Annotated in this window: 20 protein-coding genes; 6 read left to right on the top strand and 14 right to left on the bottom strand. The window is 59.4% G+C overall.

Annotation, left to right across the window (positions count from 1 at the left end):
- Positions 1-16: 16 nt before the first annotated feature.
- Positions 17-2,917: an Rne/Rng family ribonuclease gene (locus FN828_RS08345; protein WP_142492950.1), complete on the bottom strand. Its 2,901-nt coding sequence runs from the start codon at positions 2,915-2,917 to the stop codon at positions 17-19.
- A 548-nt stretch (positions 2,918-3,465) separates the two neighbouring features.
- On the opposite strand from FN828_RS08345, the gene FN828_RS08340 reads away from it, so the two are divergent.
- A complete protein-coding gene (locus FN828_RS08340; protein ID WP_142492949.1) occupies positions 3,466-4,671 on the top strand; it encodes a glycerophosphodiester phosphodiesterase family protein in 1,206 nt (401 codons plus the stop codon).
- Between the two features lie 73 nt (positions 4,672-4,744).
- Here FN828_RS08340 and FN828_RS08335 read toward each other — a convergent pair whose 3' ends face one another.
- The 5 genes from FN828_RS08335 to purC are packed head-to-tail and all read right to left on the bottom strand — an operon-like array spanning position 4,745 to position 9,593.
- On the bottom strand, positions 4,745-6,079 hold the full coding sequence (locus FN828_RS08335; protein ID WP_142492948.1) for a sigma-54-dependent transcriptional regulator: 1,335 nt from the start codon (positions 6,077-6,079) through the stop codon (positions 4,745-4,747).
- Between the two features lie 4 nt (positions 6,080-6,083).
- Complete coding sequence (locus tag FN828_RS08330; protein ID WP_142492947.1) at positions 6,084-7,853, bottom strand: sensor histidine kinase; 1,770 nt, start codon at positions 7,851-7,853, stop codon at positions 6,084-6,086.
- Positions 7,854-7,888: 35 nt separating this feature from the next.
- The gene (gene purQ, locus FN828_RS08325) at positions 7,889-8,557 is read right to left on the bottom strand and encodes a phosphoribosylformylglycinamidine synthase subunit PurQ (protein ID WP_142492946.1); all 669 of its coding nucleotides are present in this window, start codon (positions 8,555-8,557) and stop codon (positions 7,889-7,891) included.
- Positions 8,558-8,578: 21 nt separating this feature from the next.
- Entirely contained in the window at positions 8,579-8,809 is a 231-nt protein-coding gene (gene purS, locus FN828_RS08320; protein ID WP_142492945.1) for a phosphoribosylformylglycinamidine synthase subunit PurS, read from the bottom strand.
- Between the two features lie 25 nt (positions 8,810-8,834).
- Positions 8,835-9,593 (bottom strand): phosphoribosylaminoimidazolesuccinocarboxamide synthase, encoded by a 759-nt coding sequence (gene purC, locus FN828_RS08315; protein WP_142492944.1) that lies wholly within the window; start codon positions 9,591-9,593, stop codon positions 8,835-8,837.
- 167 nt (positions 9,594-9,760) lie between these two features.
- Between purC and FN828_RS08310 the strand changes: the two genes are divergently transcribed.
- Positions 9,761-10,072, top strand: a complete 312-nt coding sequence (locus FN828_RS08310) for a DUF1476 domain-containing protein (RefSeq protein WP_142492943.1) — start codon at positions 9,761-9,763, stop codon at positions 10,070-10,072.
- A gap of 162 nt (positions 10,073-10,234) precedes the next feature.
- The gene (gene bmt / locus FN828_RS08305) at positions 10,235-11,248 is read left to right on the top strand and encodes a betaine--homocysteine S-methyltransferase (protein WP_142492942.1); all 1,014 of its coding nucleotides are present in this window, start codon (positions 10,235-10,237) and stop codon (positions 11,246-11,248) included.
- A 70-nt stretch (positions 11,249-11,318) separates the two neighbouring features.
- Here the strand turns inward: bmt and FN828_RS08300 are convergent, their stop codons facing one another.
- Entirely contained in the window at positions 11,319-12,407 is a 1,089-nt protein-coding gene (locus tag FN828_RS08300; RefSeq protein WP_142492941.1) for a PA0069 family radical SAM protein, read from the bottom strand.
- Between the two features lie 211 nt (positions 12,408-12,618).
- Here FN828_RS08300 and FN828_RS08295 point away from each other — a divergent pair, with 211 nt between their 5' ends.
- Both FN828_RS08295 and FN828_RS08290 read left to right on the top strand, forming a co-directional pair.
- Positions 12,619-13,320 (top strand): corrinoid protein, encoded by a 702-nt coding sequence (locus FN828_RS08295; RefSeq protein ID WP_142492940.1) that lies wholly within the window; start codon positions 12,619-12,621, stop codon positions 13,318-13,320.
- A gap of 41 nt (positions 13,321-13,361) precedes the next feature.
- On the top strand, positions 13,362-14,000 hold the full coding sequence (locus tag FN828_RS08290) for a DUF1638 domain-containing protein (protein ID WP_142492939.1): 639 nt from the start codon (positions 13,362-13,364) through the stop codon (positions 13,998-14,000).
- A 125-nt stretch (positions 14,001-14,125) separates the two neighbouring features.
- On the opposite strand, the gene FN828_RS08285 is transcribed toward FN828_RS08290, so the two are convergent.
- Positions 14,126-14,536 carry a SufE family protein gene (locus FN828_RS08285; RefSeq protein ID WP_142492938.1) on the bottom strand — a complete coding sequence of 137 codons (411 nt, stop codon included), beginning with the start codon at positions 14,534-14,536 and terminating at the stop codon, positions 14,126-14,128.
- 126 nt (positions 14,537-14,662) lie between these two features.
- Here FN828_RS08285 and FN828_RS08280 point away from each other — a divergent pair, with 126 nt between their 5' ends.
- Complete coding sequence (locus tag FN828_RS08280) at positions 14,663-15,166, top strand: hypothetical protein (protein ID WP_142492937.1); 504 nt, start codon at positions 14,663-14,665, stop codon at positions 15,164-15,166.
- Between the two features lie 51 nt (positions 15,167-15,217).
- Here FN828_RS08280 and rnd read toward each other — a convergent pair whose 3' ends face one another.
- The 6 genes from rnd to FN828_RS08250 form a co-directional block, all read right to left on the bottom strand.
- Positions 15,218-16,375 (bottom strand): ribonuclease D, encoded by a 1,158-nt coding sequence (gene rnd, locus FN828_RS08275; RefSeq protein ID WP_142492936.1) that lies wholly within the window; start codon positions 16,373-16,375, stop codon positions 15,218-15,220.
- 108 nt (positions 16,376-16,483) lie between these two features.
- Positions 16,484-17,077 carry a phosphoribosylglycinamide formyltransferase gene (gene purN, locus FN828_RS08270; RefSeq protein WP_142492935.1) on the bottom strand — a complete coding sequence of 198 codons (594 nt, stop codon included), beginning with the start codon at positions 17,075-17,077 and terminating at the stop codon, positions 16,484-16,486.
- Positions 17,074-18,120 (bottom strand): phosphoribosylformylglycinamidine cyclo-ligase, encoded by a 1,047-nt coding sequence (gene purM, locus FN828_RS08265; RefSeq protein ID WP_142493056.1) that lies wholly within the window; start codon positions 18,118-18,120, stop codon positions 17,074-17,076. Before purM ends, purN begins: the two co-directional genes overlap by 4 nt.
- A gap of 221 nt (positions 18,121-18,341) precedes the next feature.
- Complete coding sequence (locus FN828_RS08260) at positions 18,342-19,103, bottom strand: enoyl-CoA hydratase/isomerase family protein (protein ID WP_142492934.1); 762 nt, start codon at positions 19,101-19,103, stop codon at positions 18,342-18,344.
- Positions 19,100-20,404 carry a phenylacetate--CoA ligase family protein gene (locus FN828_RS08255; RefSeq protein ID WP_142492933.1) on the bottom strand — a complete coding sequence of 435 codons (1,305 nt, stop codon included), beginning with the start codon at positions 20,402-20,404 and terminating at the stop codon, positions 19,100-19,102. Before FN828_RS08255 ends, FN828_RS08260 begins: the two co-directional genes overlap by 4 nt.
- Complete coding sequence (locus tag FN828_RS08250) at positions 20,401-21,069, bottom strand: TetR/AcrR family transcriptional regulator (protein ID WP_185958973.1); 669 nt, start codon at positions 21,067-21,069, stop codon at positions 20,401-20,403. Before FN828_RS08250 ends, FN828_RS08255 begins: the two co-directional genes overlap by 4 nt.
- Positions 21,070-21,750 lie beyond the last annotated feature (681 nt).

Raw genomic sequence — 21,750 nt, 5'->3', positions numbered from 1 at the left:
GGCGGCGTTTCCAATTTTAGCGACCGGCGTTCCACCAACCGCGCCGTTTGGGGCGGTCCGGTTCCGGCGCGGCCTCGGCGCTTACAGGCTCCGGTTCGGAATGTACGGTTTCAGCCGCCACCTCTGCCGGTTCATGCTCTGCGACCGGGGCATCCGGCGTTTGGGCGTCTTCGGCTGGTGCAACCTCTGCCACTGGGGGGTCTTCTACAGTCCCCTCCTCCACAGGTGCTTCTGGCGCCGCGGCCTCTTCCGTTGGGATCGCAACAGGCGTTTCCTCGGCTTCAGCCACGTCAGGCGCGGCCTCAGTCACCGGCTCCTCCACCGGCGCTTCGCTGGCGACCGGCGCGGCCTCTGCCACTTCGGCGGGGGCTTCTTCGGTTACGGCTTCCGCCACAACCGCATCGGCCACCGGCTCTGGCGCATCCGTCGCGTCGTCAGACGGCGTATCCTCGGCTGCAACGGGGGCAGCTTCCGCATCCTCTGCCGGAACCTCGGTCTGCTCCTCGCCCTCTTTCGACTTCGAGCGCGACCGACGGCGGCGGCTGCGTTTTTTCGGGGCTTCCTCGGTCGCTTCGTCGTCCGATTTCACCTCGTCAGGCGCGGCCTCATCATCGGTTGCCGCCTCTGCGTCAGTGTCAGCTTCCGCATCCTCGGCACCGTCATCCGCATCACCATCCGATGCCTCGCCCCCGTTTTCACCATCCCCGCTTCGCGAACGGGACCGGCGGCGGCGGCGGCGGCGTTTCTTCGGCTTGGTGTCCTCCTCTGCCTCGACCTCGGGGGTTTCCTCCTCCTCGATCTCGACCGCTTCATCCACCTCGTCCATCAAAGAGCTATCGACAGACACAACGGGCGCAACCTGTTCAGGGACGGCCCGCGTCGCTGTCTTGAACTTCTCGATCGAGAAATCCGGGCTGATCAGCATCGGGTCGCCTTCGATCCGCACCGACAGACCATAGCGCGCTTCGATCTGCGCCACATGTTCCCGTTTCTGGTTCATGATGAAGTTGGCAATGCCGACCGGACATTTCACCAGCACTTCACGGGTGCGGCGGCGGGTGCCTTCTTCTTCGATCTGGCGCAGGATCGACAGCGCAAGGTTGTCATCCGACCGGATCAGCCCCGTGCCGTGACAATGCGGACAGGGCTGTGTCGTCGCTTCGATCATACCGGGGCGCAAACGCTGACGGCTCATTTCCATCAGGCCAAACCCGCTGATCCGGCCCACCTGAATGCGGGCGCGATCAGTTTTCAGCTTGTCCTTCATCCGTTTTTCGACGGCGGCATTATTCTTGCGCTCGTCCATGTCGATGAAGTCAATCACGATCAAACCAGCCAAGTCACGCAAGCGCAACTGACGCGCCACTTCCTCGGCGGCCTCAAGGTTGGTTTTCAGCGCGGTTTCTTCGATCGAGCCTTCCTTGGTCGCCCGGCCCGAGTTGACGTCAATCGCCACCAGCGCCTCGGTCACACCGATCACGATGTAGCCGCCCGATTTCAACTGTACCACCGGGTTGAACATGCTGTTCAGGTAGCTTTCCACCTGATAGCGCGCATAAAGCGGCATCGATTCCGCGTAATGCTTCACGTTCTTGGCGTGGGACGGCATGATCATTTTCATGAAGTCCTTGGCGATGCGATAGCCGCGTTCGCCTTCGACCAGCACCTCGTCAATGTCGCGGTTATACAGGTCGCGGATGGACCGCTTGATCAGGTCGCCTTCTTCGTAGATCTTGGCTGGCGCAATGGATTTCAGCGTCAGTTCTCGGATCTGTTCCCAAAGCCGTTGCAGATATTCGTAATCGCGCTTGATTTCGGATTTCGTGCGTTTTGCGCCTGCGGTCCGAATGATCAGCCCAGCGCCCTTTGGCACGTCGATTTCGGTTGCAATGTCTTTCAATTTCTTGCGGTCAACCGCGTTGGTGATCTTGCGGCTAATCCCGCCGCCTCGCGCGGTGTTCGGCATCAGAACGCAATAGCGCCCGGCCAGCGACAGATAGGTGGTCAGCGCCGCACCTTTGTTGCCGCGTTCTTCTTTGACGACCTGTACCAGAAGAATCTGGCGCACCTTGATGACTTCCTGAATCTTATAGCGGCGCGGGCGCGGTTTGCGGACCGGGCGCACGTCTTCGGGGTCATCATCCTGCGAGACATCCTCGATGGAATCGTCTTTCTCGACGGTTTCCACCGGATTGTCATCCTCGTCGTCGTCACCGTTTTCGTCGGTATCGTCGTCGCTGTGGTTTTCTTCGGCTTCGTCTGAAACCTCTGCGGTATCGGCTTCCCCGCTCTCTGCCGGGGTATCCTCGGTCGGTTGATCGCTTTCAGCCTGATCTGCGGCGGCAGCGTCTTCGACCGGGCTTTCGGCGGCATTCTCCTCCGAAACAGGCTGATCGCCCTCTTCCTGCGGTTCCTCGACCGGGGTTTCGGCAACCCGTTCCATCGGGGAACTTCCCTCGGGGGCTTCTTCCTCGTTCAGGTCGATGGTTTCCATGCCAGCGATTTCGCTGCCCACTTCGCGGGTTGCGACTGCATCGCTGCTTTTGCTGGACGCGGCCTTGGACCGGGACCGGCGCGACCGTTTTTTAGAAGAGCCTTCATCGTCTTCCTCGGCCTTTTGGGCCTCGGCATAGGCGTGTTCTTCCTCCATCAGCGCTTCGCGGTCGGCGACGGGGATCTGGTAATAATCGGGATGAATTTCCGAAAAGGCCAAGAACCCATGACGATTTCCGCCATAGTCCACGAATGCAGCCTGAAGTGACGGTTCGACCCGTGTTACTTTTGCCAGATAAATGTTGCCAGCAAGCTGGCGTTTGTTTTCAGATTCAAAGTCGAATTCCTCAACCTTGTTTCCGTCAACCACCACGACGCGGGTTTCCTCCGCGTGGGTGGCGTCGATGAGCATTTTCTTTGCCATTGTGTCCGTTTGCACTGCGGCAAAGCCCCCTGACCCGGTGGGCGGGGGCGTTGCGGCAGGTGTCTGTTAGGGGCGAGTGCGGACGCGCGGCAGGGCTGGCCGGTTTGGGCCTCTGCTCTTGCACTTGGGTGTCTCGCGCGCCTCATCGCGTTTCTTCTCCGACGGTTTCATGGCTGAACCATGATCCGCCCGTTCATTGCCCAGCCTCCCGGAACGGGATCGCGGGCCATTATCATGCCTTATACAAGGCCAATCGGTCTGCCTGATCGGGCCGGTTGCTTTCGGTCATCCGGTCAAGACAGCGAAACTCTCGCGGCGGGCAGAACCTGCCTGTCGCCGTTTTATCAACATAAGGTGTGCAAGGGCCGAAAGACAATACGCAAAATACTTTTGCGCCCCCTACTGCCCGACAAAGCCCATCAAAACTGCGTCAAACATGTATTTTTTCTTTCATTCAGGCTTCACCCAGCCGTCATCGAAGCGTCGCGCGGCTGTTACCGCTCTCCCCGACACCGCTGACACCACTTTATTCCGAATGGAGACTACAGATGAAACGCCTGACCCTTGGCGCGCTGACCCTGGCCGCGCTGGCCGCCCCCGCCTTTGCTGACCGCATCGAACTTGGTCCGCGTCCGGCCTTCCTGATTGACCGGATGCCCGAAGGTGCGCTGAAAACCAAACTGGCCTCTTGCGCGGACATGGAACCCGTTCGCAGCGATTTTTCCATCGGCCACCGCGGTGCCGCGCTGATGTTCCCCGAACACACCGAACAAAGCTACCGCGCAGCAGCCCGCATGGGGGCCGGTATTCTGGAATGTGACGTGACCTTCACCAAGGACAAAGAACTGGTCTGCCGTCACGCCCAGAACGACCTGCATACCACCACCAACATTCTGGCGACCGATCTGGCGGCCAACTGCACCACCGGGTTTGCCCCGGCCACAGGCGACAAGAAAGCTTCGGCTGAATGCCGCACCTCGGATATCACGCTGGCCGAGTTCAAATCTCTGACCGGCAAAATGGACGCAGCGGACAAATCGGCCACGACTGTCGCGGGATACATGAACGGCACGCCGCGCTGGCGCACCGACCTGTATGCCACCGAAGGCAAGATCATGACCCACGCGGAATCGATTGCGCTGTTCAAGGAACTGGGCGTGAAATTCACCCCCGAACTGAAATCGCCCTCGGTTGACATGCCTTTCGACGGGTTCTCGCAAGAGGATTACGCCCAGAAGATGATCAACGAATACAAAGCCGCAGGCGTCGATCCGAAAAACGTTTTCGCCCAAAGCTTTAACCTGAACGACGTGCTGTACTGGATCAAGGCAGAGCCGGAGTTCGGCAAACAGGCCGTCTATCTGGTGGAATGGCACGACGGGTTCAACGAACAGGACGCTAAAACCTGGAATGAAGATTTCGCCGCTCTGAAAGCGCAGGGCGTGAACTATCTGTCCCCGTCGATCAACATGCTGCTGACCGTCAAAGACGGCCAGATCGCCGCATCGGATTACGCCAAAGCCGCGAAAGACGCAGGGCTGCACCTGATTTCGTGGACGCTGGAACGGTCCGGGCCGCTGGCCACTGGCGGCGGCTGGTACTTCCAGTCGGTCAAGGACGCAACCACCGATGACAGCGTCTACTTCACCGCGCTGGACGTACTGGCCCAAGAGGTTGGCATCGTGGGTATGTTCTCGGACTGGCCCGCCACGACCACTTATTACGCTTCGTGCATGGCACAGGGCACCAACTGATCCCCGCCTTGCGACAAAACAAAGGGCGGCCCAATCGGGTCGCCCTTTTCCGTTTCCGCCCTATGCCAGCGGCTTACAGGTAATCCGACCGTTGCAGACCGTATTTCGCCATTTTTTCGTTCAGCGTCCGGCGCGGCAGGCACAGTTCATCCATAACCGATGCGATGGATCCCTTGTGACGGCGCATCGTGTTGTCGATCAACATCCGCTCGAACGCTTCGACATATTCCTTCAGCGGTTTACCTTCGGTGGTCATCACCGGCTGCATGTCATCATGATCCGCCATCAGAAGGGACGTAATCGTGCCGCTGCCCCGCCGCGATTGCAAAACCGCACGTTCAGCGACATTGATCAACTGGCGCACGTTGCCCGGCCACGGCGCCTGCAACAATTGCGCGGCTTCCTGCGCGGAAACCTTTGGCGCGTCACAGCCGTATTCTTCGGAAAACTGTTCAGACAGGCGGGTGAACAGGGTCAGAATATCCTCGCCACGCTGGCGCAGCGGCGGCAAGGTGATCCGCAACGCTGCCAGCCGGTAAAACAGGTCCGGGCGCAGGGCGTCTTCGATGGTGCGATCCTGTTCCTGCATATTGCAAATGGCCACGATCCGGGTTTCCGGCGGATTGCCCTGATCGTTGATCACGCTCAGCAACCGCGCCTGAAGCGCATCCGAAAGCGCCTCGACATCCTCTAGCACCAATGTCCCGCCACGGGCTTCTTCGACCGCAGGCAATTGGCTGTCTTCGGGCATCATCGGACCAAACAGGCGCTTTGCCAGCGCATCTTCGTCCCACGCGGAACAGGGGATCAGGACAAATTTCTTGCCCGCCCGCGCCCCCACGGCATGAAGCGCATGAGCGACCAATGTCTTACCCGTGCCGGTTTCACCATCAATCAGCACATGCCCATCGGCCTGCCCCAGATCCAGAATATCCTCTTTCAGGCGCTCCATCATGGGGGACGACCCGATCAGCTTATTCATCAACTGCCCGCCATCGGACAATTCCTTGCGCAGCGCCCGGTTGTCCAGCGTCAGCCGCCGGGCATTCGTGGCCTTCTTCGCCAGTTCGGTCATCCGATCCGGGTTAAAGGGCTTTTCCAGAAAATCATATGCACCGACGCGCATAGCCTCGACCGCCATCGGCACATCGCCATGCCCGGTGATCATGATCACCGGAAGCGCGCTATCGCTGCCCATCAGCTTTTTCAGGAATTGCATCCCGTCCATGCCCGGCATTTTGATATCGGAAATCACGATCCCCGGATAATCCGCCCCCAGAATTTTCAGCGCATCTTCGGCGCTGGCAAATGTTTCGGTGTCGTAGCCCGACAGCGCCAGCCATTGACTGATCGACTGACGCATATCCTGCTCGTCATCCACAATGGCGATCTTCATCACCTTCGACATGAGTTTACTCCGCCGCTTCTATTTCTGTGTCATTGGTTAAGATAGGTAGCTGCATTTCAAAAACAGCCCCCCCGCCTTCGGCATTGCGGGCCGTCAGCCGCCCGCCAAGGTCGCTGACGATCCCCGAGGAAATCGCCAAACCCAGCCCCACGCCTTCGCCCGGTTGCTTGGTTGTGTAAAAAGGTTCGAACAGCGCATCCAGATTGTCGATGCCATGCCCGTTATCGCGCACCGTCAGCGTTGCGGTTTCGCCAGCGGCCAAAATGATGTCAATTTCCGGGTCGTCCACGCCCTGCGTTGCGTCCAGCGCATTGCGCAGCAGGTTGATCATAACCTGTTCCACCCGAACCCGATCCCCCATCACCCGAACCGGCTGCACCGGCAGCGCCCGGTTGATGCGCACATGCCTGTTTTTTAACTGCGGTTCCATCATCGACAGGGCCGAGGCAAGCGCGTCATTCATGTTCACTTCGGTGAAACTATCGCCGCCTTTCCGGGCATAGCTTTTCAATTGCCGGGTGATCGCGCCCATCCGCCCGATCAGGTCGTCAATCCGCTGAAAGGACGACAGCGCCTCGTCAGGGCGGTTACGTTTCAGCAGCAGCTTCGCCCCCGCCAGATAGGTTTTCATCGCCGCTAACGGCTGATTCAATTCGTGGCTGACCGCTGCCGACATTTCCCCCAAAGCGGCCAGTTTCTGACTTTGCGCAAGGGTCTGTTCAGCCACCGCCAGCGTTTCCTGAACCCGTTCCCGTTCGGCGATTTCCCGCTGGAGCCGCGCATTCAACGCGCGAAGTTCCGCCGATTCCCGTTGAAACAACGCCATCCGCAGCGCCGTTTTGCGAGACAGGAAATAGAAGGCCAGCGCCAACAGGATCGCGAATCCCATGATTTCCAGCGCCAGAAACCCATTCACCTTTTCGCGCACGCTGTCATAGGTGGTGAAACTGGTGATCCGCCAGCCCCGGAACGGGATACGGGTTTCCATCCGCATCACAGCTTCGCCCTGCACATAGGCATCGGCGGGGAAAGCCGCCCAATCGCTTGTGGCCTGAATGGCCCGCTGAATGGCGTTGTCGGCAGGATCAGATCGCAATGCCTCGGCCTCCGATTGGCCGCGCCAGCGTGGTTCGGTTGCCAGAATGATCGTGCCGGAACTGTCCGTCACCAGAACCGCATCGGAAATCCCGGCCCAAGCGCGTTCAAACTTCTGTAAATCAACCTCAACCAGAATCACGCCCATCACCGCGCCCTGGCTTTCGACACGGCGCGAATAGGTAAAGCTGTATCCGCCGCTTTCGCGCCGCAGCACGGTAAACACCGTGTCCGAGGCCCGCACCGCATTCAGAAAATAAGGGTCTTGCCGATGCTGCGACCCCAGCCGGTTGCGATCCGTTGCCGCCACGGCCCGCCCATCCTTGTCCAACAGCATCAGCGACGCCGCGCCGATTTCATCGACAAAGGAAATCAACCGCTGCGTGGATTGCGAATAATCGCCCGAATTCAGCGCCCCGATCAGCGCCGCATCCCGCGCCAGCAATTGCGGCACGATGGCGTTACGGCGCAGTTCAGACAGCAAGTTGCCGCCATACAGCGCCAACCGCAATTCAGCCCGGTTACGGGTATTTTGGGTAAACCGATCCGTCAGCAGGTTGTTGGTCACAACCACCGTGACCACGGCCAGCACGCTCAGCACCAGCAGCGCGACACGCACGCGCCAGCTAATCGTGCTGGCGCGGTTGGATTTCACAAGGGATCGTGGTTTCACAGCCATGCCCCAGATTACGCCGGGGACGTGGCCGCCTCAAGTCACGCTGTAACCAGTTGGTCCATCAACGCGCGGAACATTGCCACCCCATCGGTGCCACCATGCCGTTCGTCAACGGCCCGCTCCGGGTGCGGCATCATGCCCAGCACGCGCCGATTGTCCGACAACACACCCGCAATCGAATCGACCGACCCGTTCGGGTTGTCCGTATACCGAAACGCCACGCGGTCTTCGCCGTTCAGACGGGCCAGCAATTCAGAGTCGGCATTGTAATTGCCATCGTGATGCGCCACCGGAATCGACAGCACCTGCCCCTTTTCATAGCCAGCGGTAAAGGCGCTGTCGGCGGTCGCCACTTCCAACCCAACGGGTTTGCAAATAAATTTCAGGTTGGCGTTGCGCATCAGCGCGCCGGGCAGCAGCCCGGTTTCCGTCAACACCTGAAACCCGTTACAAACGCCCAGCACATAACCACCGCGTTCAGCGTGTTTCACCACAGACCGGCAGATCGGCGAATTGGCGGCAATCGCCCCGCAGCGCAGATAATCGCCAAAGGAAAACCCGCCGGGAATGCCAACGATATCCACATCGCCCGGCAGATCGGTATCCTTGTGCCAGATCATGCTGACTTTGGCACCGGCGCGTTCAAAGGCGACAGCAAGATCGCGGTCACAATTCGATCCGGGGAATACGACAACGGCGGCTTTCATGGCTCTGGCTCCTGTCCGGGATCAGTTCAGTTCGATCGAGTAGCTTTCGATGACGGTATTCGCCAACAGCTTCTCGCACATCTCTTTGACGGTATCTTCGGTGGTGCCATCGGCCAGATCCAGTTCGATCACCTTGCCCTGACGCACACCGTTTACCCCGTCAAACCCCAGCGACCCCAGCGCGTGACGCACGGCCTCGCCTTGCGGGTCCAGAACGCCGTTCTTCAGCATGACATGAACGCGAGCTTTCATCGTGTCTTTCCTTACTCTGGGTCGATCAGTTGATCAGGGTCGGTTTGGCAGGTGCGGTGCCTTTGGGCAGAACACCCAAACGGCGGGCCACTTCGGTATAGGCATCGGTCAGGCTGCCCAGATCGCGGCGGAACACGTCCTTGTCCAGCTTCTGACCAGTTTCCAGATCCCACAGGCGGCAGCTATCGGGGCTGATTTCATCGGCCACCACCAACCGCTGATAATCGCCTTCATACACGCGGCCGATTTCGATTTTGAAATCAATCAGCTTGATGCCCACGCCATACATGACCCCCGACAGGAAATCGTTGACGCGCAGTGCAAGGCTCAGGATGTCATCCATGTCCTGCTGACTGGCCCAGCCAAATGCGGCGATATGTTCTTCGGTGACAAGCGGATCACCCAGCTTGTCGTCCTTGTAGCAATATTCGACGATCGGGCGCGGCAGTTGGGTGCCTTCTTCGATTCCCAGACGGCTGGCCATCGACCCGGCGGCAAAGTTGCGCACGATCACCTCTAGCGGGATAATCTCGCACGAGCGCACCAGTTGTTCCCGCATATTCAGACGACGCAGGAAATGGGTGGGAACGCCGATATTGTTCAGGCCCAGCATGAAATATTCAGACAGCAGGTTGTTCAAAACCCCCTTGCCTTCGATCACGTCTTTTTTCTGGGCGTTGAACGCGGTGGCGTCATCCTTGAAATACTGCACAATGGTTCCGGGTTCGGGACCTTCATACAGGGTCTTGGCTTTGCCTTCGTAAATTTTCTTGCGCCGTGCCATGGTTACTCCGTCGCTGTGGCCGGGAATGAGTCCCGGTTTTGCGCCCTCTTAGTCTATGGAAGGGGTTGTCGCAAGAGAGGCTGGACCGGATCGCCCCTTGCCCCTTGCGCCGAACGCCTCATACAGGCATATCAGTCCCAACACCAACGTCAGCCGAGGACACTGGAATGACCACCTTTGACGACCGCGAAAACGCATTCGAAAACAAATTTGCCCATGACGAGGAAATGAAGTTCAAGGCCGAAGCCCGCTGCAACAAGATGCTGGGCCTGTGGGCTGCTGAACTTCTGGGCAAATCCGGCGATGAAGCTGCCGAATATGCCAAAACCGTCATCATCGCCGATTTCGAAGAAGCCGGTCACGAAGATGTGGTGCGCAAAGTCGCCGCCGATCTGGAAGGCAAGGCAGACGCCGACACCATCCGCGCCAAACGCGCCGAGCTGCTGGCAGTGGCTCAGGAACAATTGATGTCGGAATAATCCTTCGGGATGAAGACATTACCGCAAGCGCGGCCCCTCGGGGCCGCGTTTTGCTTTGGGATTTGGCAAATTCCATCTATTTTTCCCAACAAGAATGAATTTGCCCTTTTTTCCCAAACGTGACAGGTAGCGCGCGAAACGCCGATCTGTAAGGACCCGACGATGACCAATGCACTTTCCCGCCTTTTGGAAACCCGTGACTGGCTGATGGCCGATGGCGCAACGGGAACCAATCTGTTCAACATGGGGCTTAGCTCGGGCGACGCCCCCGAAATGTGGAACGAAGAACACCCCGACCGTATCAAGAAATTGTACAAATTCGCGGTGGATGCAGGTTCGGATATTTTCCTGACCAACTCGTTCGGTGGCAACGCGGCCCGGCTGAAGCTGCATGGTGCGGAAAAACGGGCGCGCGAATTGTCGCGGATCAGCGCCGAACTGGGCCGCGAAGTGGCGGATGCGTCCGGGCGCACCGTGGTTGTGGCTGGCTCGGTTGGTCCGACCGGCGAAATCTTTGCCCCGATGGGTCCGCTGACCCACGCCGCCGCCGTGGAGATTTTCCATGAACAGGCCGAAGGGCTGAAAGAAGGCGGCGCAGACGTGCTGTGGCTGGAAACCATTTCCGCCCCCGAAGAATACAAAGCCGCCGCCGAAGCCTTTGCACTGGCCGATATGCCGTGGTGCGGCACCATGAGCTTTGACACCGCCGGGCGCACCATGATGGGCGTCACCAGCGCCGCAATGGTGGATATGGTCGAAAAGCTGCCAAACCCGCCCATCGCCTTTGGCGCGAATTGCGGCGTCGGGGCGTCGGATCTGCTGCGCACCGTGCTGGGTTTTGCCGCCCACGGCACCGAGCGGCCCATCATCGCCAAGGGCAACGCCGGTATCCCCAAATATCACGACGGGCATATCCATTATGACGGCACGCCGGAACTGATGGCCGAATACGCGGTTCTGGCCCGCGATTCCGGTGCCACCATCATCGGCGGCTGCTGCGGCACCATGCCCGAACATCTGGAAGCCATGCACAAGGCGCTGACAGAACGCCCGCGTGGCCCCCGCCCCTCGCTGGAGGACATCACCGCTAAGCTGGGTGGCTTCTCCTCGGCCTCTGATGGCACCGGCGAAGACGCAGGCGCAGGCCGCCGCACCTCTCGCCGTCGTCGCGGCTGATTAAAGCGTCACACTCATTTATCGCGCTGCGCTTCGCCAAAATCTGTGTTCAGGGTTTTGGCGGAATGCTTTAAAACAGCGAAAGCTGATCCCCCGGACGCGCTGGCACCCGGAACAGATCACAGCGCAATGGCGGCTGGGGCGCGTCCAGTCCCAGTCGCCGCGCCGCTGCCGCGAACCGGGCGCTGATCATCCGGGCATATTCGCCTTCGCCCCGCATCCGATGCCCCCAACGGGCGGAATAATCCGCCCCGCCGTGCATTTCGCGCACCCGCGCCATAATCCGCGCGGCCCGCAGCGGAAACGCCTCCTCCAGCCATTCACGGAACAGCGGCGACACCTCCAGCGGCAAACGCAGCATGATCCAGCTTGCCGCATCGGCCCCCGCCGCTTTTCCGGCTTCCAGCAACGCCTCGATCTCGTGATCGTTCAGCATCGGCACGATGGGCGAGGTCATGATCCGCACCGGCACCCCTGCCCCGGTCAGCGCCCGGATCACGGCCAACCGCCGCGCAGGCACCGGCACACGCGGTTCCATCGCCCGCGACAAGCCGGAATCCAGCGTCGTCACCGACACCCCAACCCGCACCAGCCCCATCGCTGCCATATCCGCCAGAATATCCAGATCACGCTCGATCAGCGTGCCCTTCGTCACAATCGCCACCGGATGCCGAAATTCGTGCAACACCTTCAGACAGGCCCGCATGATCCCCCGATCCCGTTCCAACGGCTGATAGGGATCGGTATTCGTGCCAATCGCCAGCGGTGCCACCCGATAGGACGGTTTACGCAATTCCGCCGCCAACACCGCTGGCGCATTGGGCCGCGCCACCAGCCGCGTTTCAAAATCCAGCCCCGGCGACAGCCCCAGATAGGCGTGACTGGGCCGTGCAAAACAATAGATGCAGCCATGTTCGCACCCACGATACGGATTGATGGATCGGTCGAATGGCAGATCGGGCGACCTGTTATAGGTGATCATGCTGCGCGCCCGTTCTTCCCGCACCTCTGTGCGCAGGGGCGGCAGATCCTCTTCGATCTCCCACCCATCAGACACCCGCACCCGCGCCTGCCCCTCGAACCGCCCGGTCCGGTTGGTCAGCGCCCCGCGCGCCTTGCGCCGCTCGGCATCAATCTGATGGTATTCTGTGTCATCCATCCCCGGATTATGAACAAAACAGGAACATCCGCAAGCAAAGTCACAATCTTGGTGAAGATTTTTCAATGCACCTTTGCAACATTCCTTCATATAAGTCGGAACCGAAACCAGTCCTGTCGCAATCCGCCTAGTGTAATATCCGGAAAAGACGGAAATCTGGAAAAATACTGGCCCTTGGCGGAATCCCCGCCCCCATCAAGGAATCGCGCATATGTCGGAAGATCAAGACGACATCATCCTGTCCGAACTGAATGACGAAGAACTCGTCGAACAGATGTTCGACGACCTCTACGACGGACTGAAAGAAGAAATCGAAGAAGGTGTAAACATCCTTCTGGAGCGTGGCTGGGAACCCTACCGCATCCTGACCGAGGCCTTGGTTGGCGGCATGACCGTGGTTGGCGCAGATTTCCGTGATGGCATTCTGTTCGTCCCCGAAGTCCTGCTGGCCGCCAACGCGATGAAGGGCGGCATGGCCATCCTGAAACCGCTGCTGGCCGAAACCGGCGCACCGCGCATGGGCAAAATGGTGATCGGCACCGTCAAAGGCGACATCCACGACATCGGCAAAAATCTGGTTGCCATGATGATGGAAGGCGCAGGGTTTGAAGTGGTCGATCTGGGCATCAACAACGATGTCGATGCCTATCTGGGCGCACTGGAAAGCGAACAGCCTGACATTCTGGGCATGTCCGCCCTGCTGACCACCACCATGCCCTATATGAAAACGGTGATCGACACGCTGGCAGAACGCGGCCTGCGCGACGAATATATCGTGCTGGTGGGCGGCGCGCCCCTGAACGAAGAATTCGGCAAAGCCATCGGCGCTGATGCCTATTGCCGGGATGCGGCTGTTGCGGTGGAGACCGCGAAAAGCTTCATCGCCCGCAAGCACAACCAAATGTCAGCCTAAGGCTGATCTGGCCCGCGTTACGGCGCGGGCCACTTTTCGCAATGACCCTGCCCAGCGATGACAGCCTGACACGCAACGGACTGGCCCCGGCCCACGAAACAGGCCGGGTGCTGTTGATTGCCTGCGGGGCATTGGCGCGGGAAATTCTGGCGCTGATCCGCCTGAATGGCTGGTCCCACATGGACCTGACCTGCCTGCCCGCCATCCTGCACAATCACCCCGAAAAAATCGCCGCGGCGGTCGAACAAACCATCCTTGAGCATCAGGCCACCCACGACCGGCTATTCGTGGTCTATGCCGATTGCGGCACCGGCGGGATGCTGGAACAGGTTTGCACCCGCCACGGCGTCGAAATGATTGCCGGGCCACATTGCTATTCCTTCTACGAAGGCAATGCCGCTTTCGCCGAACATGGCGACGAAATCACCGCCTTTTACCTGACGGATTTCCTGACCCGGCAATTCGATGCCTTTGTCTGGAAACCGCTGGGGCTGGACCGGCATCCCGAATTGCTGCCCGCCTATTTCGGCCATTACACCAAACTGGTCTATCAGGCCCAAACCGACGACCCCGCCCTGACCACCAAAGCGCAGGAGTGCGCCGCCCGGTTGGGCCTCAGCTTTGAACGCCGTTTCACGGGCTATGGCGATCTGGCGACGGCATTGGCCAAACAGGCCTGACCGCCCCTTTCATCTTGCTCAAAATACTCCGGGGGATCGCCGCAGGCGATGGGGGCAGCGCCCCCACACCGCTTCGGCGCAGGCCGAAGCACCCCATGCGTGGGGCAGCCACTCAATTTACCGGATCATACAGCCGCAGCAGCCACCAGCCGGATGCGCTCAATCATCGCCCGCACGCCGTTAGACCGCTGCGAGGACAAATGCTCGTGCAACCCCAGCCGTTCCAGTTCCGCATGGGCATCCACCCCGGTGACAGCCCCGACAGGCAAGCCGTTATACAGCGCCCGCAAGACCGCAATCAGCCCACGCACGATCAGCGCATCGCTATCGCCGTCAAAGGAAAACACGCCGCCGTCAATTTTCGGATGCAGCCACACCTGACTGGCGCAGCCATCCACCTTTGTCGCGGGGACTTTCAGCGCCTCGTCCAGTGGCTCCATCGCTTTGCCCTGTTCGATCACATACCGATACCGATCTTCCCAATCCTCCAGAAAATCAAAATCTTCGACAATCGCTTCGAACGCTTCGGTGGCCATATCCGTTCCCTTTTCTGCTGCTTTCCACCTAGGCGGCGACTGCCCAAAGGTCCAGCCCCGCCTTGCGTCTTTTCAAGCCCGCGCAGATAAGATAACCCGTGAAAGACAGCGACAAAGGCGGATGCTATGCGGATACCTCTTTCGGCCCTTCTGATTTCCACGCTCGTGCTGACGGGCTGCGGCAACTCGCGCCTGAACCCGATGAACTGGTTTGGCCGGGCTAAATCAACCCCGGTTGCGACAGCAGAAAACACCAACCCGCTGATTCCCCAGCGACGGGGCAGCATCCTGCGCCGCGAACAGCTTCCTTATGCCGGTCAGTTGATGTCGCAGGTCAAAACCCTGCACATCGAACGCACCCCCGGCGGGGCGCTGGTCCGTGTCAGCGGCATCGCACAGTTCCAGCGCCCATACGAGGTGCGTCTGATCCCCACCAACAACAAGCAGCCCGTCAATGGCGTGCTGACCTTTGACCTAAAGGCTGTTCAACCGGGCAAAAAGCTGGCGCAGGGGTCTGAATGGACCCGCACCGTCACCGCCGCCACCTTTCTGACCGATAATGAGCTGGATGGGGTCCGCACAATTCAGGTACAGGCCGCCCAAAACACGATGAGTTCACGCCGCCGCTAACTAAAAAGGGGCGCATATGCGCCCCCTTCCCTGCGATTGGTGTGTACGCTTTTACAGCTCCACAATCCGCACATTTTTGCCTTTGGCCGCCAACGCGATTTCACCCTTGCACAGGCGCAGCGCGTCTTCACCGAACACTTCGCGCCGCCAGCCGCTGAGTGCCGGAACATCCCGCATCCCTGCCGCAATCGCATCCAGATCAGACGCGGGCGCGATCAGTTTCGATGCAACGCCTTCGTCCTCGGTCTTGGCTTTCAGCAGCACCCGCAACAGATCGGCCAGCGCCGGGTTCACTTGCAACTTATCCCGTTCGCTGTCGATCTTGGGGAAATCGGCGGGTTTGCACTCGATCCCGGCAGACACGGCCGCCAGAATACCATCGGCAATATCACCCTTACGGGCTTCGCGCAGCAGCAGCCGCGACCGCCCCAGATCGTTCAGCGTCGCCGGTTTGGTCGAGGCCAGTTCGACCAGCGCATCGTCTTTGAACACCCGGTTGCGCGGAATGTTGCGGGACTGCGCGTAATCTTCGCGGAACCGCGCCAGTTCCCGCACCACGGCCAGAAACTTGCCGCTGGTGGTGCGGGTTTTCACGCGCTGCCATGCCTCTTCGGGGCGCACGATATAGGTTTCGGGATTGGTCAGAACTTGCAGTTCCTCTTGCACCCATTTTTCGCGCTTGTTCTTTTTCAACTGCGCGGCCAGAAATTCGTAAATCTTGCGCAGATGCGTCACATCCGCCAGCGCATAGGTGCGCTGCGCATCCGTCAGCGGGCGGCGCGACCAATCGGTAAAGCGGTGGCTTTTATCCAGCGACGCCTTGGCGATTTTGCGCACCAAGGTTTCATAACCCACCTGTTCGCCAAAACCGCAGACCATCGCGGCCACCTGCGTATCGAACAACGGTTCCGGGAAAACCCTAGCGTCGATAAAGAAAATTTCCAAATCCTGCCGGGCGGCATGGAACACCTTTACCACAGACGTGTCCCGAAACAGCTCGTATAGCGGTTCCAGCGACATGCCTTCCATCAACGGGTCCACCAATACGGCATTGTCATCCGTATCGCCGGGCATCGCCATCTGGATCAGGCACAGTTTGGAATAGTAGGTCCGTTCGCGCAGGAATTCAGTGTCCAGCGTAACGTAATCATGGGTACGGGCTTCGGCGCAAAATGCTGCCAGTTCTTCCGTCGAGGTCAGTGTCTTCATACGGCGGTTTTCGTTCTTGACCAGAATGTTTCTTTGCGGCGTTCAGGGCGATTGCCTGCATATACGCCAAAGCCCCGCCAATGGAAAGGCAGGGCCGGAATTTGGGGATTAGCCCAGATATAGCGGTGCGGTTTCGCCCCGGACAAACCGTTCCAGCACCGCCGGATACAACTTGTGTTCCTGTTGCAGCACCCGCGCGGCCAGCGTGTCGGGCGTATCGCCCGGCTGAACCGGCACCCGTGCCTGTCCCAGAATGGGGCCATCATCCAGCGCGGGCGTCACCAGATGCACGGTGCATCCTGCCTCGGCATCGCCTGCTTCTAATGCACGGGCGTGGGTGTGCAGCCCTTTGTATTTGGGCAACAGCGACGGATGGATATTCAGCATCCGCCCATCCCATTCGCGCACGAAACTTTCGGTCAGAACCCGCATGAAACCGGCCAGACAGATCACATCGGGTTCAGCCGCCTTCAGATGGGTCAGCAATTCAGCCTGAAACGCTTCGCGGTCGCCCTTGAAGGGGCGATGATCCACGGCGAAGGTGGGAACCCCCATTTCAGCGGCCTTTTTCAGCCCCCCGGCGTCAGGATCGTTCGATCCCACCAGAACAGCGCGCGCCGGGTGGTCGCCCACCATGCTTTCGACCAGCTTCACCATGTTCGAGCCACCGCCCGAAACCAGGATCGCAACCCGTTTCGTCACAGAATTGCCCCGGTATAGGCCACGCCTTCGCCTGCGCCGACAGTCCCCAAACGGCTGACGGTTTCGCCCGCGTCAGACAGCAGCGCGGTCAGCGCATCGGCCCGGTCCGCCTCTACCACCAGAATCATGCCAATGCCGCAGTTAAAGGTTTTCAGCAGTTCAGCCTGCGCCATGCCACCAGTTGCCGCCAGCCATTTGAACACGGGCGGCAAGTCCCACGATGTCAGGTCGATGGTGGCGCCCATGCCCTCGGGCAGGACGCGCGGCAGGTTTTCCGTCAAACCGCCGCCGGTGATATGGGCCAACGCATGAACGCCCCCGGACCGTACCGCGGCCAATGCCTGTTTCACATACAGCCGGGTCGGTGCCAGCAGCGCCGCGCCCAATGTGCCATCGGCAAAGGGACATTCTGCACCCCAGCCCAGCCCGGACACCTCGACCAGCTTGCGCACCAGCGAATAGCCGTTGGAATGCACCCCGTTCGATCCCAGCCCCAGCAGCACGTCGCCTTCTTTCACGCCCGCAGGCAGATCCGCGCCGCGTTCCATCGCGCCCACGGCAAAGCCAGCCAGATCGAAATCGCCATCGTGATACATGCCCGGCATTTCAGCCGTTTCACCGCCAATCAGCGCACAACCGGATTGTGCGCAGCCTTCGGCGATACCTTCGATGATGCGCGTGGCCTGTTCCAGTTCCAGCTTGCCAGTGGCAAAGTAATCCAGGAAAAACAGCGGCTCTGCGCCCTGGCACACCAGATCGTTGACGCACATGGCCACCAGATCAATGCCGATCGTGTCCACATTGCCGGTATCAATGGCAATACGCAGCTTGGTGCCAACGCCATCCGTCGCCGCCACAAGGATCGGGTCTTTGTAGCCCGCGTCCTTCAGGTCAAACAGCGCGCCAAAACCACCCAGCCCGGCCATCACGCCGGACCGCGCCGTGCGCTTGGCCGCCGGTTTGATCCGGTTCACCAGTTCGTTGCCAGCATCAATATCCACGCCTGCATCTGCATAGGTCAGGCCGTTCTTGCCAGAGGTCATAAGCATATCCCCGATTTCGTTGCGCCCCCGATAGACCATTGCGGCCCGCGTGTCCACGGGGCTGACCGGACCAGTCACATATTCGCCCCGCTTCCAGCTCTTGCTGGTTCAAGCGCTCCCTGAATTGATGTTGTGAATAAGGTGTCTGCCTGCGCCCCGCTCTCTTTGCCAACTGGACCTGCCCCCGGTCCCGGCTCTGGGCGAGTCTTTCTGCTTCGCCCTTAGAAATCCTTCAGTAGCCGGGTCGTCTCTGGATCAAGGAACCCCGCAACAGTCGCTTCGGTTTCAAGGTGCAGCGCTTGGTGCAGCCCGCCCGCCATCGCCTGATTCAACACCCTTTTCATTGCTCTGGTGGAAAGCGTGGGCAGCGCGGCCAGTTGCGATGCCACGGCTTCGGCTTCGGCCATCAACCCATCGTCCGGCACCACTTTCCATGCCACGCCAATCTCTTTCAGCTCAGCCGCCGAATATCGCTGCCCCAGAAAAAGCATTTCGCGCGCTTTCACCGGACCTACGATGCCGGGCAGGATCGAGGTCACGGCCCCCGTCACGAACAGGTTAAGCGACACCTCGGGGAAAAAGCCCTTGGCGCTTTCCGCCCAGATCGGAAAATCGCAGTTGATCGCCCATTCGAAACCGCCGCCAACAGCCCAGCCATTGATCGCGCCGACAACAGGCTTTGCCCCCATAACGATAGCAACCGTCGCGCGCTGGATCGCGTCGACGACGGCGCGGGCTTCTTCTTCGGTTTCGGGGTGAACATGCTCATGGCGGTCATCCCCCGCACAGAATGCACGCCCCTCTCCGGTTAAGATAATGGCTCGCGTGCCTGGATCGCGATTGGCGTCGTCGAATGCGACCGATATCTCGTCAATCAGGCGGCGGTTCATCGCATTCATTGCATGGGGGCGGTTCAGTGAAATCGTCCTGACGCCTTCGGCCGTCATTTCCGAGCGGATGGTTTCGTATTCAAAGCTCGTCATTCATAGCTCCTGATCACTCGTTTCGTTTTGCCTTCGGTGCGCGGGAATGTCCCGTGAGGGACGATTTTCACGCGGATCGTCGCCCCCAGCTTTTGCTTGAAACGCTCTTCCATCCGGCGGGACAGCGTGCCGTCATCCTGTCCGTCCGCAGCCAGTTCAGCCTGCACCGGCAACACATCATAGGGCGGTGGCGTATCCAGAACGATCCGGTAATCACCCGATAATTCGTCAAAGCTTGTCACCACAGCGGCCACCATAGTGGGGAACATGTTCAGCCCCCGCACGACAACCATGTCGTCCGACCGGCCAATCACCCGGAAGCGGAACCCGGCGCAACCGCAGGCGCAAGTGTCCGTGTTCTCGACCCGGATGATGTCTCCGGTGCGGAACCGAACTAACGGCTGGCATTCGCGGCTCAGATGGGTCAGCACCAGTTCACCCTCGTTCCCGGCGGCAACCGCTTTTGGGGTGCCGCTGTCTGGGTCGATAAGTTCCACATGCAGAACATCATGCGCCACGAAATGCAGCGCAGTGTCGTGTGCGCATTCAGACGCAAAATTACAGAACACGTCCGAAACGCCGTAGTTCGCGTTGCGCGGCTGCATCCCCCAGGTATCGCTCAAGCGTTTACGAAAAGCCGGATCGTCGATACCGGGTTCGCCGCCGAACAGCCCCAGCTTAAGCCCAAGATCACGAGGAGAGAGGTGCGGGAATTTCTCGGCAATGACCCGCTCCAGAACCGCGGGATAAGATGGCGTACAGGAAATCGCCGTGATCCCGGTTTCCAGTATGGTATTGATCAGCAGTTCGGTCGACCCGACGCCAAACGGCACCACCGTAGCGCCCGTGCGCTCCAGCGTCAGGTGATCGGTCAACCCGCCCATCCACATCTGGTAATTCAGGCAGTGAACCACCATCGTGCCCGCTTTAAGCCCTGCAAGCGATTGCGCCCGACCACCGACAATTTCGGTAATCTCGCAATCCCGCATACTCATGGCCAGATTCATCGCCTGCCCCGTGGTTCCCGATGTCCGGTGCAAGCGGCTGACCTTTTCAAGCGGCGCCGCCAGATAGTCGCCGAAGGGGGGCGACGCGGGCTGGGACAGCCGCAGCCCCGCCTTGTCCGAAAACGGCAGTTCGGCAATATCCTCCAATCGCGCGGGCGGCGTCTGCCCATCCCAAAGCCTTTGGTAAAAGGCCGAGTTTGCAGCGACGTAAGCGCTTTGCCGTTCCCAAGCCTGCTGCCGGTGCTGCGCGATATCATCCAGTGGCAACAGGTGCCCGTCCTGAAGCAAGCTCATTCCTTCATGCCTTTCATCCAGATGTCGGTAAGTGTGGAAATCACAGCCTCGGAATCTTGGGAAATCGAGGCAATCCACGGGTCTTCGGCAACAAAAAGGCCAGTAAGATACTGATCGACCATCCCACCAAGCGCATAGGCCCGACGCATCATTTCGTCTTCCGCAGAATGTCCCGCTTGGTTTTGTCGTTTCACAGAGTAGACAACGGTTTTCGCCCACTCGTTATTCAGACGCTGGAACGCCGCGCGCGCCTCAGGAAAGGCGTCGATGCCGATGACCAGACATTTCATCAAGCCGGCATTTGCTTTGAACAGCGCGTAATAGGCCGCCGTGGTAGCGCGGACCGGGTCGCCCCCTTGCCGTGCAGCCGACCGCATATGGATTTGAACATAATCGACAAAATAGCCAAGCACCTCTGCCAGAAGCGTGTTCAGATTATCAAAGTAAACGTAAAACGTTCCATGAGCGACGCCTGCCGCCTTGCAAAGCCCCGAAACGGTAAGGCGATCAAATGGCTCTGAAGCAAGAAGCTCAGCGCATGTCACCATCAAATCCTTGCGCGTGCGCTCTCCCTTACGGAGGCTTGCACGGTCCCCCGCAAGCCAGACGCAAAATTCACTCTGACCGTGGCGCCGTTCCACAGCTTGAGCCGAAAATCCGTTCATTTTCTTACTGTTCCATAGCCGATTACAGGACGTGGCGATCATTTCTCAAAGAGAGGGTCGCCGGAAACTGCCGGGAGGATGGATCGCTTTCACCCAAGTTTCCTCGACTCGCCGCAAAATGAAAAATCATCCAACGTTAGGCTGGCATAAAAATGAAAATGATGTCAATTTTATTTTTTAGGTAGATCCACTCGCTGCTGCGGTTCACACGTATTCGAATTCTGAATAGCTGGCTCCGCTTAGATGAAGGTGTTCGGCACAGGTCGCGGCGAAACCCCTTCACCATTGCTGCCGCAGGGCACCCCTCAGATATCGCGAACAAAGCGCCTTTTGATGCCCCAGCTACGAGCGCGAATTCTGAACTGCTAATCTGAATATGTACAAACTTAAAGATGGTGAAAGTTGCGGCTGGACCTCGAATTCTGAACTGCTAATCTCTGGCGCTGACAGCTTCAACACGGTGGTGGGTTGCGGCTGGACCTCGAATTCTGAACTGCTAATCTCGATCTCCATTCAAGCCCTTGTGAATAAAAGGGTTTGAATGGATTCGGGTTGCGTATTTTTGGTCGTTTTTCATCAGAACAGCGTAAGGTTCCGCCGAGGGCCGTCTTGCCTCAGCAGCTCTTCTCGTCGGCCATGATGCTCTCGACGACTTTGGGATCACACTGTTCGTCGCGCAGG

The organism is Thalassovita litoralis (assembly GCF_900182725.1).
In the GTDB taxonomy this organism is placed as follows: domain Bacteria; phylum Pseudomonadota; class Alphaproteobacteria; order Rhodobacterales; family Rhodobacteraceae; genus Thalassobius; species Thalassobius litoralis.
Note: the sequence above shows the minus strand (reverse complement) of the source record. Positions and strands in the feature narration are given on the sequence as shown.